Annotated in this window: 15 protein-coding genes, 1 tRNA gene and 1 pseudogene; 8 read left to right on the plus strand and 9 right to left on the minus strand. The window is 42.3% G+C overall.

The annotated features are described in order from the left end of the window. Positions 1–999 precede the first annotated feature (999 nt). Positions 1,000–1,914 carry a site-specific integrase gene (locus tag GA520_RS19710; RefSeq protein WP_304511231.1) on the plus strand — a complete coding sequence of 305 codons (915 nt, stop codon included), beginning with the start codon at positions 1,000–1,002 and terminating at the stop codon, positions 1,912–1,914. Continuing rightward, a complete protein-coding gene (locus tag GA520_RS19715; protein WP_304511230.1) occupies positions 1,911–2,993 on the plus strand; it encodes a transposase in 1,083 nt (360 codons plus the stop codon). Before GA520_RS19710 ends, GA520_RS19715 begins: the two co-directional genes overlap by 4 nt. A gap of 337 nt (positions 2,994–3,330) precedes the next feature. On the opposite strand, the gene GA520_RS19720 is transcribed toward GA520_RS19715, so the two are convergent. The 7 genes from GA520_RS19720 to GA520_RS27270 all read right to left on the minus strand — a co-directional run bounded on the left by GA520_RS19720 (position 3,331) and on the right by GA520_RS27270 (position 8,512). Then, a complete protein-coding gene (locus tag GA520_RS19720) occupies positions 3,331–3,894 on the minus strand; it encodes a GNAT family N-acetyltransferase (protein ID WP_163337304.1) in 564 nt (187 codons plus the stop codon). 39 nt (positions 3,895–3,933) lie between these two features. Continuing rightward, complete coding sequence (locus GA520_RS19725) at positions 3,934–4,080, minus strand: hypothetical protein (RefSeq protein WP_163337305.1); 147 nt, start codon at positions 4,078–4,080, stop codon at positions 3,934–3,936. A 268-nt stretch (positions 4,081–4,348) separates the two neighbouring features. Then, positions 4,349–5,641 (minus strand): MFS transporter, encoded by a 1,293-nt coding sequence (locus tag GA520_RS19730; RefSeq protein WP_163337306.1) that lies wholly within the window; start codon positions 5,639–5,641, stop codon positions 4,349–4,351. 12 nt (positions 5,642–5,653) lie between these two features. Continuing rightward, entirely contained in the window at positions 5,654–6,538 is an 885-nt protein-coding gene (gene mmrce1, locus GA520_RS19735; RefSeq protein WP_163337307.1) for an MmRce1 family CPBP family CAAX prenyl protease, read from the minus strand. Between the two features lie 147 nt (positions 6,539–6,685). Then, complete coding sequence (locus GA520_RS19740; protein ID WP_163337308.1) at positions 6,686–7,651, minus strand: DUF2860 family protein; 966 nt, start codon at positions 7,649–7,651, stop codon at positions 6,686–6,688. A 37-nt stretch (positions 7,652–7,688) separates the two neighbouring features. After that, positions 7,689–8,330, minus strand: coding sequence for a TetR/AcrR family transcriptional regulator (locus GA520_RS19745; protein WP_163337309.1), 642 nt, complete (start codon positions 8,328–8,330; stop codon positions 7,689–7,691). Next, positions 8,315–8,512, minus strand: coding sequence for a helix-turn-helix domain-containing protein (locus GA520_RS27270; RefSeq protein ID WP_163337310.1), 198 nt, complete (start codon positions 8,510–8,512; stop codon positions 8,315–8,317). The genes GA520_RS19745 and GA520_RS27270 overlap by 16 nt, the downstream gene beginning before the upstream one ends. 653 nt (positions 8,513–9,165) lie before the next feature. On the opposite strand from GA520_RS27270, the gene GA520_RS19750 reads away from it, so the two are divergent. The 3 genes from GA520_RS19750 to GA520_RS19760 all read left to right on the plus strand — a co-directional run bounded on the left by GA520_RS19750 (position 9,166) and on the right by GA520_RS19760 (position 11,599). Continuing rightward, positions 9,166–10,329 (plus strand): C45 family peptidase, encoded by a 1,164-nt coding sequence (locus tag GA520_RS19750; RefSeq protein ID WP_163337311.1) that lies wholly within the window; start codon positions 9,166–9,168, stop codon positions 10,327–10,329. A gap of 30 nt (positions 10,330–10,359) precedes the next feature. Beyond that, a complete protein-coding gene (locus tag GA520_RS19755) occupies positions 10,360–10,995 on the plus strand; it encodes a TetR/AcrR family transcriptional regulator (RefSeq protein WP_163337312.1) in 636 nt (211 codons plus the stop codon). Between the two features lie 97 nt (positions 10,996–11,092). Beyond that, positions 11,093–11,599, plus strand: coding sequence for a site-specific integrase (locus GA520_RS19760; RefSeq protein WP_163337313.1), 507 nt, complete (start codon positions 11,093–11,095; stop codon positions 11,597–11,599). 15 nt (positions 11,600–11,614) lie between these two features. On the opposite strand, the pseudogene GA520_RS27275 reads toward GA520_RS19760, so the two are convergent. Further along, positions 11,615–12,160: pseudogene (locus GA520_RS27275) on the minus strand (dihydrofolate reductase family protein). Positions 12,161–12,599: 439 nt separating this feature from the next. Here GA520_RS27275 and GA520_RS19775 point away from each other — a divergent pair. From GA520_RS19775 to GA520_RS19785, 3 genes are read left to right on the plus strand one after another with little or no spacing between them, the layout of a single operon-like run. Next, entirely contained in the window at positions 12,600–12,923 is a 324-nt protein-coding gene (locus GA520_RS19775; RefSeq protein WP_163337314.1) for a type II toxin-antitoxin system RelE/ParE family toxin, read from the plus strand. Next, positions 12,920–13,210, plus strand: coding sequence for a helix-turn-helix domain-containing protein (locus GA520_RS19780; protein ID WP_163337315.1), 291 nt, complete (start codon positions 12,920–12,922; stop codon positions 13,208–13,210). Before GA520_RS19775 ends, GA520_RS19780 begins: the two co-directional genes overlap by 4 nt. A gap of 58 nt (positions 13,211–13,268) precedes the next feature. Continuing rightward, positions 13,269–15,704 carry a DEAD/DEAH box helicase family protein gene (locus GA520_RS19785; protein WP_163337316.1) on the plus strand — a complete coding sequence of 812 codons (2,436 nt, stop codon included), beginning with the start codon at positions 13,269–13,271 and terminating at the stop codon, positions 15,702–15,704. 202 nt (positions 15,705–15,906) lie between these two features. Here the strand turns inward: GA520_RS19785 and GA520_RS19790 are convergent. Next, positions 15,907–15,984 (minus strand) — tRNA-Pro (locus GA520_RS19790). Between the last annotated feature and the right edge of the window lie 33 nt (positions 15,985–16,017).

Consider the following 16,017-nt stretch of genomic DNA (forward strand, 5'->3'; position numbering starts at 1 on the left):
ATGCCGATATTAACAACTAAAATGACCGCCACCAGGATATACTCCAGTGAGGTATTGGTATAGCGATTATCGCGATTCCGCAGTTTCGCTGCCATTGATCGCGAAGGAACCTTCTTGGCGTTTTTAGATTCTTCCGGCGGGGGCCAACGGCTAGGCTTTGCGAAGGAAAATTGAAGCAGGTAAAAAATATTCTTATCTTATTAATAACATATATGAGGTTTCGAAACAAGGTATGGGCAAAACTTAAAGCGATGCTGGTGCAGAAAGCATGATAGCCGAACAAATTCTATGCGCAGCGATTATCAGACAAGTCGTTGGTTTAAGCCATCCTAACTGTCTTTACTGTTGCACGATTTCTGCATTTATTGAGATTGCCAAATTGTATATCATTCAAGTGAATGATGGCTCAGAATTGCACAAAACTATTGTTCAGGTGTATACTATTATTCACAAACACCTAACAACAAAAAAGGAATTTCAGATTAGAGCTTAGTCCATGACCATCTCGATGCGGTAAGGCTACGTGTAAACCTAATGAGCCGACCATGGGCCAGTGAAGATGCACTTATCCCATTGGCAGAGGCTAGAAATGGCAAGGTCAACCACCCCAGAAATCCTGCAACTTAGGACTATTCCTGTCTCTCTCGAATCGTGCCTGTTGAAAAAGTTGCTCCATATGAGCCAACCATCATAAAAGTTATTTTCATATCAAGGAACGCGGGTGTCGCCCCCCACCTGACCACTATACACAAGGAATGCAGGCTGGGTTGGGACACATCCGGGACACCATGAACGCTAACATCAGCCGATTCAGGAGGAGCTTGCGACGAGTGAATTCGGTCTGAATGTAATTGTTGGACGAAGCCGCTACGCGGCAGACACCCTCCGAAACATATCAAGTTGCATTTTGTAACCCATTGCTTTTTCAGTAATAAGAACGAGCCGACAATGCAAGATACTTTTGTCGGCAGCAACCCTTATTACTTGAAGGAGGTTACAATGAACTGCAAGATGCCAAGCGATCCGCAATTTTCGACACATTATCAAAAACACCTCAAGTGCCTGAAACTCAACGGCCTGCAACCAAAAACAGTGGAGGCGTACTCCCGGGCGCTCAGGCGCATCGGCAACTATTTCGATGGCGAAATTGCCGACCTTTCCCCAGACGAGTTACTCGACTATTTTCACGACCTGTTGGAGTCCAGATCCTGGAGCGCGGTCAAACTCGATCTCTATGGCCTGAAATTCTTTTACACCCATGTCTTGAATAAACCATGGCAGGATATTCCCCTGGTCAAGCCGCCGAAAACCTCGAGGATCCCGGACATATTGTCCGTTGAGCAGCTCAATGCCTTACTGGCGGCAACCACCACCATCAGCTACAAGGTCTTTTTCTTTACCGCCTACAGCATGGGATTACGCCTTGGCGAAGGGATCAACCTGAAAGTTGGCGATATCGACCGCACCACTATGCGGGTCCATGTTCGAAACGCCAAAGGCAACAAAGACAGACTGGTGCCGATAACTGACTATACGCTCCATGTATTGAGATCCTTTTGGCAGATGCACAGGCATCCGCAGTTTATTTTCCCCAATCGCAAAAGAGGGTTGAAAAAGGCCCACCTGGCCGAGACTCCTCTGGACCGGGGCGGTATTCAGGTCGCAATGAAAACCGTTGTCGAGGAGCTCGGGATCAAAAAACAGATCTCTTGCCACTCGCTCCGTCACGCCTTCGCCACCCATTTGCTGGAAGCTGGTGTCGATCTCGTCGAATTGCAGCAGATTTTAGGGCATGTCAGCATCCTGACCACCGCGCGATATACGCACTTAACCACAAAAACCAAAAACAATGCCTATCAGGCAATCAACACCCTGGTTCATTCCGTTGATATTCAGTGGGGAGGTTGGAAATGATTCTTCTCTCCTCCATTATCAACCATTTCGAAACGACTTTTCTTGAGAAGTACCAAGATGTTCTCTTGCCCGGCCATAAAAAAGCGCTGCGTGATATGAAACGGTGCAGGTCGAAGCAGGGGTTGCATATGCTGGCAAGCTGCTCCGACCTGGACTGCACCGAGCGGGTATATATCCCGCATTCCTGCGGCAACAGGAACTGTCCCCATTGCCAGAACCACGAAAACTGGCAATGGATTGAAAATCAACTCGACAAGCGGTTGCCCGCCACCTATTATCTGGCCACCTTTACCTTGCCGCAACAACTCCGCGACCTCACCTGGAAGAACCAGAAGCTCATCTACTCACTGATGTTCTCCTGCGTCCAGGATGTTCTGAAGACATTTACCAGCAACGATAAAAAACTGCGTGGCTCGGCAGGATTCACCACCGTATTGCATACCAAAGCCAGAAATCTCGATTTTCATCCCCATATCCATGTGGTCATGCCCGCTGCAAGCATCAATGAGAAAAGTGGCATGTGGCGGGTGAAATCCGCCGGCTATCTTTTCAACCATAAGAACCTGGCCAAGGTCTTCAGGGCAAAACTGCTGGAGGCCGCTGTCGACCAGGGACTGTACGTCCCTGCAACTACCCCGAAAGATTGGGTGGTTGACTGCAGGGATGTCGGCAACGGCGATAAGGCCTTCATCTATCTCGGCAAATATCTATACAAGGGCGTCATTCAAGAAAAGGACATTCTGCGCTGCGAGAATGGCGAAGTCACATTCAGATACATGCATGCTGAAAGCAAAGCGTATCGAACCAGGACCGTTAGCGGAGAATATTTTCTCTACCTGTTGATGCTCCATGTTTTACCGAAAGGTTTTCAAAGAACGAGATGCTACGGCTTTCTCCATCCCTGCAGTAAAAAACTTTTAAAACTCCTGCAGTTGGTAATGAGGAAACCTCTCTTTTTCATGCTCAAACGGAAAAAAGAGCGGGCAACAATCACCTGCCCACGATGCGGCAAGCCAATGAATATCGTAAAAACACGCATTCGTAAACCGACCGCCTTGCTGACTGCTTGCTTAACCTGAACATGATAGGAAAAACGGTTATGTGACCTACAAAGACATACGCCTTTTCAAAATCCGATTTTATCGGCAATGGGCAACTATGCCTAAATATGGGCAATTTCCGTCTCGACTGAAGCTTCCAACCTGAAAAAACAGGTAAGAGAGCAAGAGACTATTTTTTTTCTCCTTCCCAATTGCCCTGTTCACCACCCCAGCATAAAAAAGCAATTTTCTATAATAGAGACCGGGCTTGTCCAACAAACGGTTCAGATTGTGGCTCGCTGCGCTCTCACAATCTAACCTTATTCGTTAGGGAAAAACAAGTATCATGTATAGTCTTCAAATTCAGAAGCATAACCTAGAAAATCCACTCTTTTGGCCAATGATCCAACCGCCGCTCAAAATACAGCTCTAATCCATCCTCTTCATCAATATGTGAACCGATTTCTTTAAAACCCATTGAATGAGCAAGTGCTAATGATGCCTCATTATCAGGTGCGATTGAGAGAATGAAACACTGCTGCTGATGATTCTCAAACGCCCAATTCATCAATGTAAATACCGCCTCCTTCGCATAACCTTGTTTACGGAAACGTTCTGCAACCGAATAACCCAGTTCTACTCCATCTGCAGCGATATCCTGCAATTCTTCTGGGCCAGGTTCCGAATGAAATCCAACGTGACCGCACATTGTTTGAGATTGCCTGATGACAATTGCCCGAACTAACCATGGGTGTATTTCAGGGTTGACCTGTAATTGTGCCAATCTCATTCTTAGCAAGTCTTTGCTTAAAATGAGATCGCCTGGGATATGAAAACCAGCTATTCGCGCGGCTAGTTTATAATCACCAGCTAAAAAGGCTTCAAGTAATTCTGGTTTCATCGCTACCAGTTCAAGCCTATTGGATATAAGATTATTCAAATATGTATTCTCCTCTTTTTGTACAGTTCACAACATAGTTTACAGTTGTGTCACATCATCGTTTACACATTGATTCTCTTCAATCTGCCCAACTCGTCCATGATGCGTAGGTTTTTCCCAATGCGGAAAGAGTGCTGGCTCTCTCTTTGCCATCTGGATCAGTAGTAACCGTTTGTATGACTTCATTGCGAACCTCTAGATCTGGATAGAACAATGAAAGTGCATCTCCATGTGCGTTTATTTCATCAACAGTCCAGCCAAATGTTTTTTCGCATTCATTATTTCAGACAAGGCAGCGCCCATTCTCGTCAAAAGCATCTATTAAAACCGGTGCATGGTCATAGACAGCTCGAAAACGTTCTTCGCTTTCAAGTAATTTTTCAATAACAAGTTGATGTGTAAACCAGTTTGAGCTTTACTGCAAAAAGGCAAAAAAACACCAGCTGTGCACCCTCTATAAATAAGAATGACGGAAAACCTCTTTCGCATCCCTTACCCTTTCTCTTATACAAACAGATATAAGTACAAGAAATATTCCGGAAATAATCACCATAAGTCCACTTCCTCTCGCAGGTCCAATACCTATTATTTGTCCTATAGTCTCTGCAAGATAACCATCCTCGGTGAGGAGTGGATTGAACAGACGATCTGCCAACATTCCTGTAGTTGCAAGCGCCACAAGCATTCCTATCTGAGAAATCAGTGAAATGAGTGACCAGATCCTCCCCTGCATTTCATTGGCGATATTTTGCCGAAACAAGACCTCCAGACTGGTATTGACAAAAGGTAGTGTCAGGAAAAAACAGAACGCTGTCATCGTAAACAAGACAGTATCTGTACTCATCCCAATGAGAAGATAGAGCAAACCGGCCCCCATAAGAGACCACGAGAGAATCGTATATTGCCTTTTCGTTGTACTCCACACCCCAATAAAGAGACTTGCGAAAACCATTCCAAATGCTGCGACTGATTGAATTATTCCAAGTGCTTGCGTATCAGCAAAAGAGAGGACAATGGGGACGATCAGCACTTGAAGAACACCTGTGAAAAAAGTGACAAAGGTGGTGATATACAGCAGACGAAAAATAGTATGGTTGTTACCGATGTATGTAAGACCCTTGGTGAAATCTTTGATAAATCTCTCTTTTTTATCTGTATATACAGGTTGTATGGTCATGTTCCGAATCAAGATGACAGCCAGTGCGGCAACGAAAAATGTAATCACATCAATAGCGAGCACCATCGGGAGGCTGAACCAAGTGATTAAAAATCCAGCGATAATTGGCGATACAAGATAACGGGATGCTTCGGCAAGTTGGATGAGGCCACTTGCTTTTGAATATGCCTGAGCATCTATAAGATCTGTAACAGAGGCCTTAAACGCCGGCGAATGAAGTCCAGCGCCAAATGAGCTTATAGCAATACCGATGTATAGTGGCCAATATTTTTCAGGGTAAAATAGTAACATGGCAATAGTGAAAAGAATTCCAAATGACGAAACAATATCTCCTGCGACCATCATCAATTTACGGTCTTTTCTATCGGCCCAAACACCTCCTACAAGGGCAAACAACACAGAGGGAAGAAAAGCACACAACAAAAAGAAGGAATAGGTCGAGGTGATTCCAGTCTGCTGGAACAGATATATGCCTATGGCAAATACACTTATTCCACTACCAATTCTGGACAGGAGTTGACCTGACCAGATAATGAAAAACAAATTGAACGATTTTTGTGATTTGTTCATAAGGGACCCTTTTCAAGCTCTACCAAGTTCGGTGGAAATACTGTCGTTGCTTAAATTACGGATAGTGGTTCTTTTAGGCTTAAGGTGCTCTGTTGAGAAAAACATATTTCTATCAAAATATATGATACCCGCAGCAACACCCGCCAACACAACTGTTTCGATACATTTTGTCATCTGAGAAATATCCAGAATTTCCTGTGAGATATTGATAATGAAGTGAAAAAGAATCGCAGCTAGTATGCTTTTTCTATTTTTAATGCAAATCCAACTCAAAATTATTCCCATTGGAATAATGCTGACAAAAAAGTTCACCGCAAACCAGGCGTTTTCGTGAAAGATCTCATACTGATAGGAGTTATTGACAAAGAGGAGGGGGAAGTGCCAAAACGACCAAAGGATGCTGAAAAGTAACGATGCTGTAAAATAGCTGTACCTACTCTGTAGACTGTCAAAAGCGTATCCTCTCCATCCAAGTTCTTCAAAGCTTGCTGCAAGTAGCAGGATTAAAAGCACAGGAACAAATCCTGATGAAAATGAAAAACCTTCTGCAAATTGAAACTGATATAGTGATCCACCAAAGGGAAGCGACAGTACGATAGAAAACAGTACAGATAGTGGCATCAACAACAGAAGAATCGGCAGTGTCTTTCTCTGAATAAGTCTGGGATTGATCAGTCGGTTAAAAAAATCTCTCTTTATCGCCTTATTCTCCGATAGCAGAATCATCACCAGTGAGATAAGAAAAGGCGCCATCAAACCAGGAAGCATTAACATCATATAGAGTCCTTTGTTTTCGCTATAAAAACTGATGTATGCTCCAAAAAACCAGAGTAAAAATGTGACAATAAACGTGGTTGCAAAAAAATAGTGTGGTTTATATTTGTAATTAGAAATCATTCTATTTCTCCATATGGAATTTGGACTCAACGTCCTTATGAGTAAGAAAAATTGGTAGCAGTTTTGGTCCAAATTAATTTCATTCGCAGGTATTGTAATATCTTACCAAATATGACCGACCGTCGGTCGTTTGGTGGTTGAAAAATATCAAAAATGGTAGCTAAAAAGTGCTCCGACGGTCATTGATTCAGTATCATAAAAATCTATATTTGAATCCCCCTTACTCATGTCCACGAGACATGTAACCGACCAATTATCCATCTCAAACGGTGCCTTATAAGTGGTTAGCAGACTCACTCCATAGCCAGTATTGTCTCTGGTCTTATCGAAAATCGGGCTGGTTTCAATATAGTCAGAATGGCTGAAGTATACACGAGGCACTATGCGCCATTGACCTGTAATATATCGAGCCTCAAAATCGATTTTGTACTTCACAAATGAGTTCGCATCTCCTTCGTAATCCCCTACGCGAATACTCATTCGCGGTCGTAATTCCAGTTTTTCTCCGACATAGTGTGAATAGTTCAGGTTTAGAGAATAAATGGACCCATCTCTTGCCAACTCCGGAAATAGCTCACCGATTACGTCATCTTCTATACTATCATTGAGGTACACAAATTGGGCCCTAAAGCCAGTATCCATTATTCGATTCAAGCCTACTCTTAGACCGTATTTATTGGTATCAGTCTCTTCGCGGTCAACGCCTGTTATATATGGATTTTTATACGCTTTTTCAAATGGAGTGAAAAACACTGCAGTATCGATGATCCCTGTTTGCCCTAATCCATATGATGCGCCCAGGTTAAAAGAAAAACCTCCTACTTCATCGATTGGCGGATCGGTTGTAAGGTAAAACTTCACCCCTTCAGGTTCACCGGCATCCCATGTCACTTCAGGAAGAATTCCCGGCATTACCGTGTTTTTTCTGTCAGCAGCTGAATCGAGGTTATCCAATTTTTTATCTGATCCTTCAGGGTTGAGGTTATTGCCACTATCAATCACAATCGCACCAATGGATAACGACCCACTGAGCGAGTTGTTAGTATCAGCTGAGACAAGATTTGGTGCGGTTATCAGTGCAATCATGCCAACACCAAGTAATGTACGTTTCATGAGATTCACCTTTAAAAAAATGTGTTGTCGGTTACATTTATTTATTTTCAGGAACTATTTTTAGTAAAAACGAAAAAGATCCATCAGGAGCGTTAAGCTGGTTTTCAATGATTTTAGGGAATGCCTTCCACCTTCTCTCAAGCTGCTCCTGGGTCCAGGGGTATATTCCCATATCAGTTAGAAATTGAATGCCAGATAGTAAAAACTCAGCACACTCAAGCGGATGGTCAGTTTGGAAAACCCCCTCCTCGCACCCTAACTGAAACTGTTCGGCATAGAGTGGTGCCTGCATTGTTACTACTTTAGCCAATAGTCTGATATGCATGCCAGCATTGGAATTCTTATGCAGATTATCTAATATTTCTTCGTGTCCATCATCAGCACCATGGTTTGAGCCATTCAGAATCAATTGCTCTAGGCGCTCAAGCGCATTTCCTTTAAGGTTTTCAACTACCATTTTTAGTCGAAGCATTTCACTTTCTGCGACACTATTTATAACAGCTTCAAGTAGTTCCTCCTTTGAGTTGAAGTAATGGTATATTGTCCCTTTAGCAATCCCAAGATGACGCATGACATCCTTCATCGTGGTCTTTTCATAGCCTTTTGACAGAAAAAGATCGCAGGCCGTCGCTATAATTTCACTCTTCCGCTCTTCTGGCTTTTTTACGACTCGGACCATACAACCTCCAATAGCTCATCCATTGACCGGAAATAGATAAAAAATGTCTGAGCCTCAATATTTAATTTATCTACCAAGTCATCAATAGTTGTATTATCGTAACCCTGAGATTGAAACAAAACGCAGGCAGTGCTTTTGATCTGGTTATAGATTTTTAAATCCTCCCTATGTTGTAGCGTCATTATTTTCCTCTATGCTAAATTGATTACATCAACTTGTGACCGACCGGCGGTCAATAATCACAAGTGCACTATTACACCATGACCGACCCTTGGTCAATAGATTATTTACACCAAAATAATTTAAATAATTAAAATGGAAATACCATTGTTGAAATACAAGGTTGCAACACAGAATTGAGCATAGCCGCTCACGGTTAATTCTCGTATACAATTGATCAGTAGAATTCCAATCGAATGTGTTTGAAAATCAAAAATCGCCACCACCCGCCACCAATACAAAAAATGGGTTCCAGCCAAATGGCTGAACCCCTTATCTCTGCTGGTCGGGGCGGTAGGATTCGAACCTACGGCCTCCTGCTCCCAAGGCGTCTGACCCTGTTTTACACCCCTCTTGCAAGCTCCCGTTATTAAAGATATTTAACGAGTTACAAAAAACAGTGATTTCATTTTACCCCTACTTATTTCGTTTTATATGGATCTAATTCGTTTAAAACGTCTAATAATCGTCTAATCGATCATCTACTAATTAGCCACTCCCTCACCGCCGATTTTCTCAAATTCTAAATAAAGTTCTTGACACATTTTAATACGCGTGTATTAATACGCCTGTATTAAACATGTTTTGTCTGTTAATCACAAGCCTGAGGCAGCAAATGAGACCTTACAGTTTTTTGATGACAAATGTGATTTTGACCACTTTGATGTTTTCAGTACCGCTTAGCGGCAACTCACAGGCAGGAGGGAAAAATATGTTAAATCTTGTTGATCTTAAAGGTAGTTATTTCGAGATAGGGAAAGGATGGGGAAAAGTATTCGAAGGGAAGATGGATAAAGTCATCCAGGTTGAATTAGGCGTTGTAGCAGGTTATTACGGAATCCCTATGGAAGCTGTTGTCGAACTAAGTAAGAAATACCAACCGATTGCTGAAAATTATGATCCGGACTTTATTGAAGTATTGAAAGGATTCGCGAGTGGAGCTGATATTGATTTCGATACTCTTTTTGCAATCAGATCTGCCTTGGAGTTACTTTTCTTCTCAGGCCAACCATCTGGTCTGTGCACATCACTTGCAATCACAGGAACAGCTACCCATGATGGAGATACTATTATTGGACAGAACATAGATTGGCACCCTGAATTACCTATGGCTTTGCTGCGAATAGAGTGGCCAACAGGCGTGAAACAACTCTCTTTATCAATGGCTGGTATCTGGGAGTACTCCCTTTCATCACATTCTTCTGCATCACCATACGGAGTCGCAGCAACTTTAACAGCAACACCAGACGAAACCTTGGACGTACCAAAGGTGCCAATTAGTTGTATCATGAATAAAGCTTCACGACAGGTTAGCCTTGAAGAAGCCATATCCGTCTTTAAAGGTGAGGAGCTGAACATAGCTAGCTTCCTACTCGCCAACGGAAAAGGCGTTATAGAAGGAATTGAACTTGGTTTGAACAGCTTTGAAATACTGAAACCAGAACGAGAAATGCTTGTCCATGCGAATCACTATGTTTCAGAGCGATATAAAGTCAAAGATATCTTTCTGCAGTTTGTACCTGATTCACCCCTGCGATATGAGCGGTTAAAAGAACTTATTGCTACTGATTATGGTAAATTAACCCCTCAGCATGTAATGAAATACTTCTCAGATCATAGTAATTTTCCTAAAGGAATTTGTGCTCATGTAGACCCTGAATCAGATCTCCCACCGTCTGCAACACTAGCTTCTGTTATTATGATTCCTAGACAGAAACTCATGTATATTGCTGTTGGAAACCCTTGTGAAAATGACTACATACGCTATTCACTTAATTAGTGCATGAACAAAAACAATTATTGACGAAGAATGGGTAAAGACACAAAAGAGCAAATACTGCTAGCTGCAGTTAGTGAATTTGCAGCGAATGGATATCATGATACTACGGTTAGGAAAATAGTAGAACGAGCAGGGGCCAAGAATCTTAATGCCGTTGTCTACTACTATGATGGCAAAGAAGGTCTTTACAAAGCTGTTCTTAACTTCATGTTTTGTGAAGCAGAGAAATTCAAAGAAAACGAAAGTGTAAAAAACTTTGACTCATTGTCGGTGGAAGAAAAGCTTGCCTCAATGATACATTTCCTCGTTAAAGCATATTACTCTACCGAGACACAGTTAGACAGGGACCTATTCAATATTTTCATTAAAGAAGCTATGAATCCTACTCCTTTCCTAAAGGAAATGGTTGAGCGCCATTTAAGACCTGGAAAAGACTTTTTATGTTCACTTTTAAGAGAATATCTTGGACCGGATACACCACAGAAGATTATCGAGGATTGCGAATACAGTATTTCAGCACAAATTCTGTATGGAGCATTGGGGTGGAATATCATCAGTCGTATTTCGCCTGATCACCCTCATTTTAGTGATTCAATTGACAACCTTTCCGATCACATAGTCAAGTTCACACTAAACGGGCTCAAAGGATATAAAGAAACAGCATAATGCCAAAGATGTGCAACCTGCACCTGTCAATGATGTACTGGCTGTATAAAGTGTTGCAAATCAGTCACAACAAGATCTCATTGATACTCTTATTCTCATGGGTGCGAGGAAAAATGAGGTTCTGAATCTGAAGTGGTTAGATATCGACTTCGAGGAAAGGACTTATAAACTACACACCAATAAATCTGGTGGAAAAGGCACAAAAACCACTCTCCATACAATTTCAGATGAATTAATGGCGATACTGCTTCGTAGATTTGACCAGAGGCATCCAGAGGTTGAGTACGTGTTCTGGCACAAATACTACAGCCATGAGAAAAAGATGATGGTCGAGGACGGTTACAAGAGTCTCAATAAATTCACCAAGAGACACTGTGACAAAGCTGGTGTACCTTTATTTACTCTTCACCAGCTCCGGCATTTGGCTGCATCTATCCTTAAAAGAGAAGGCGCAACCATCGCGGAACTACAGCTGTTCTTGCGTCATGACGAACAAAAAACGACAGAGATCTACGCTGGACACCTCGATAACAGCACAAAGGCCCAAAATGAGTTACTTGGTCGAGTGTGGTCGAAACAGCTGTCTGAAGTTGCAGGACGATGATTGATGATGCTGCATTTACTTTTTCACAGCATATTTCGATTGTACAAACCCAAAGTCAAATGCGGTTGTACTGACATGGGTCAAGTGGATATCGTTTGTTACTGAACCAAATAGCGATATCCCCTCCCCAAAAATAATCGGGATCGTAGTGATGGTAATCTCATCAACCAACCCTTCATTCAAAAATCCCTGTATCGTTAGTCCACCGTCAACATACATTTGCTGAACACCTTCACCAGCAAGCCGCTTTAACAGTTTTACAGGCGACTCAGAAGAGTGTTAAAGCGTAGCTGGTAAATGGTCTGGAAAAGAAATCTGGTTCCGGCTCAGTACAACAACAGGCGTATCACCATAAGGCCATACTCCAAACGATAACACTTTCTCATAAGTCTTCCTGCCCATGAGTAGGGTGTCCACTGAACTCATGAATTTATCAAACCCACAATCTTCGCCTTCAGGTACCATAGCATTAGCTTCATCCAGCCAGTCCAGGTCACCATTAGACCGAGCAATAAAGCCATCTAAGCTGGTTGCGATGTATACAGATACTTTTATGCTCATGACGAACTGAAGCTCCTTTAAGGTCGAATGATTTCTATGTTTTGTTGATGAAGCAGCTGATTCCAGCGAGTATACCCGACAGATAAAATGAAAACGTCAAATAAACGCCAACAGCGAGGTAGGGGGTCTAGAAACGCAAAAAGCCAACCACGATGTAAGTGATTGGCTTTTGTACGATTAGGTGGTCGGGGCGGTAGGATTCGAACCTACGGCCTCCTGCTCCCAAGGCGTCTGACCCTGTTTTACACCCCTCTTGCAAACTCCCGTTATTAAAGAAATTTAACGAGTTACAAAAAACAGTGATTTCGTTTTACCCCTACTTATTTCTTTTTATATGGATCTAATTCGTTTAAAACGTCTAATAATCGTCTAATTGATAATCCTTAGTTTATAGCTTGATTGCCATTGACTTTGTTATCATTTATGATAACATTTAACCATGAACTGGCACATAACTTTTTATAGCGATAAGGTCGAGCAAGCTACTCTATCATTTCCACCTGGAATTTTAGCAAACTTCCTTCACATCGCTGAGATGATACAGGAATTCGGCCCAGCACTTGGTTTACCTTATACCAAAGCAATGGGTGAAGGACTTTTTGAGATCAGGGCTAAAGGAAAAGAAGGTATCGGCAGATCTTTCTTTTGCACTGTTAAAGGCAAGGAGATAGTTATCCTCCATTCATTTATTAAGAAATCTCAGAAAACACCCAAAAGGGAATTAGCAAAAGCCAGAAAAAGACTGCAAGAGGTGAAATCATGAGGACATCACTAAAAGATTTCAAAAAGAAGGCATTACAAAACCCTGAAGTTAAAAGTGAGTACGACCGCTTATCTTCAGCTTACGAACTGAGAAAGCAACTTATTAAAATTCGTAAAGATGCCGGATTCACACAGGAAGAACTCGCTGAACTCCTGCATACGAAAAAGAGTAACATCTCAAGGCTCGAGAATGTAAACTCTAAAATTTCTCCGAAACTCTCTACTATTGAGGAGTATGCACGGGCTGTCGGTTATAAACTTGAAATAAACTTTGTTTCACAATCATAACCGTCAAAACTAACCCCCGAGTAATAGCACAATTCCGCAATTCATAGGGTGTGCTTGAATGACTGATGATTTAGAAATCCTGAGAAAGAAGTATCAGAATGCGTTAACCGAAATCGACAAACTGCGTCAAGAAAATGCGCGGCTTAAAAAAGAAACCGCAATTCCTCGCATTTCCACATCAGTCGTTAAGCCCAAAGTAAAAGTTCACCAACCCGCGTCAGCCCCTTCCCAAATTAATCACCAATCACCTGTTGAGGAAAAGATTTCACTATTTAAAGGGCTTTTCCATGGAAGAGAAGACGTCTATCCAAAACGTTGGGAATCAAAAAACAACAATTCTGGATATTCACCGGTTTGCAGCAATGAATGGAATCCTGCTTACTGTGACAAACCTCGCGTAAAATGTAACAAGTGCCAAAACCGGCAATATGTATCTCTAACCGACAAAGTTATACATGACCATCTTGCAGGAAAGCAGACTATTGGTGTTTACCCTTTATTACCAGGGGACTTGTGCTGGTTTCTTGCTGTTGATTTTGATGGTACAGAATGGGTTGATGATGTTTCAGCTTTTTTGGAAACATGTCATGTTCTTCAAATACCGGCAACTTTAGAACAATCTCGATCTGGTAACGGGGGACATGTTTGGATATTCTTCAGTGAACCAATACAAGCATCACTTGCCAGACAACTTGGTAGCGCCATCCTTACGAAGACAATGGAAAAAAGGCATCAGATTGGACTCAAGTCCTATGACCGCCTTTTTCCAAGTCAAGATACAATGCCAAAAGGAGGTTTTGGCAATCTGATTGCTTTACCATTGCAAAAAGCTCCAAGAGAAAAAGGAAATAGCGTTTTCCTCGACAGTGACTTCCAACCATTCTCAGATCAATGGGCCTACCTATTTTCGATCGAGAAGTTAAATCCCAACCAAACGGAAAAGCTTGTTGCTGAAGCAATCAACGACAGATCAATACTTTGCGTAAAAGCAAGCACTCTTGAAGAAGATGATATTGAAGACCCTTGGACACTACCACCCTCTGGACTAACAAAACAACTTATCGCAAACTATCCGATACCTGAAAAGGTATCTATTGTCCTTGGAGATCTGATCTATTTTGACAAAGAAGAATTACCAGCGGGGTTACAAAACCAACTCGTCCAGCTGGCTGCATTTCAAAATCCTGAATTTTACAAAGCTCAGGCTATGAGAAGATCCACCTACAACTTGAGCAGAATCCTATTTTGTTCAGAAGAATTCCCTAAACATATCGCACTACCACGAGGTTGTTTACCTGATGTAGAGAACTTGTTTAACAATTTGGGAATCAAGATCAGGCTAAAAGACGAACGTTTCAAAGGAAAACCTTTGCGGGTTGGATTCAAAGGACAGCTCAGGGCACAACAAAAACTTTCAGTCAAAGAACTACGAAAACATGACATCGGGGTACTGAGCGCTGCAACTGCATTTGGGAAAACCGTTATTGCAGCCAAACTGATTGCTGTAAGAAAAAGGAACACACTTATCCTCGTCCACCGAAAGCAATTGATGGACCAGTGGAGAGAAAAACTATCCGTATTTCTTGGAATCGACCCAAAAGAAATAGGACAAATCAGTGGCACCAAGAAACAGATTACAGGCAAACTGGATGTCGCTGTCATCCAGAGCTTATGCCGAAAAAGTATGGTTGACGATATTGTCGCAGACTACGGGCATGTAATCGTCGACGAGTGTCACCACGTTGCAGCGCTAAGCTTTGAGCAATTGATGAAAAAAGTTAAAGCACATTACGTGTTAGGGCTAACTGCGACTCCGGTCAGAAAGGATGGACACCATCCAATCATTATCATGCAATGTGGACCAATCAGATACAGGTATAGCGGAAAAGAAGCTACAGCTGATAGTTCTTTCAGGCATGTTGTGCGTGTTAGACCGACTGGTTTCCAGAATGCACCTGAGAATGATCAGCCAGCTCTCTATGAAATTTATCAAAACCTTCTTGTCGACGAAATCAGGAACGAACAGATCTGCAAAGACATTCTTGAATCGCTAAAAAGCAACCGGTCACCCTTATTGCTCACCGAAAGGACGGCGCACCTGCATATCATAGCCGACTTATTAGCTGACAAAGTCAAAAACATTGTCATTCTCAAGGGAGGAATGAGTAAGAAACAAAAAGATAACGTTGATGAACAATTGAAAAATATCGGTAAAGATGAGGAACGTGTCATCCTCGCAACAGGGCGATATATTGGTGAAGGTTTTGATGATGCCAGACTGGACACTCTATTTTTAGCACTTCCAATTTCATGGAAAGGTACAATTCAACAATATGCTGGAAGACTTCACCGCCAGTACGATAGCAAAAAAGAAGTCCGTATTTATGATTACCTTGACGAATCAGTACCGATGCTAGCAAGAATGTATAAAAGAAGGCTCAGTGGCTATAAATCCATTGGGTATAAGATTACTGAACCAGAAAACACTACTTGAAAGTTAGCTCCCCTGCCCAATAGTCACGGAGGCAGGAGGTCTCAAACTACAAGACCCACAAGCAGCACCATCACTTAGACTTTGATATTACAGGAAATAATTACCAACAACAAAAACTACAACAAGCGACACCCTGCCTCGATTTTCCTCAAAAAAGAAAAAGCCGAACAGCATGTAACTGTTCGGCTTTTATACGATTCAATGGTCGGGGCGGTAGGATTCGAACCTACGGCCTCCTGCTCCCAAGGCAGGCGCGCTAACCAGGCTGCGCTACGCCCCGACTCTATGAAGAAAAACAGCCCGATTCTAAGAA

Origin of the sequence: Desulfopila sp. IMCC35008 (assembly GCF_010646885.2) — a bacterium.
GTDB lineage: Bacteria > Desulfobacterota > Desulfobulbia > Desulfobulbales > Desulfocapsaceae > Desulfopila.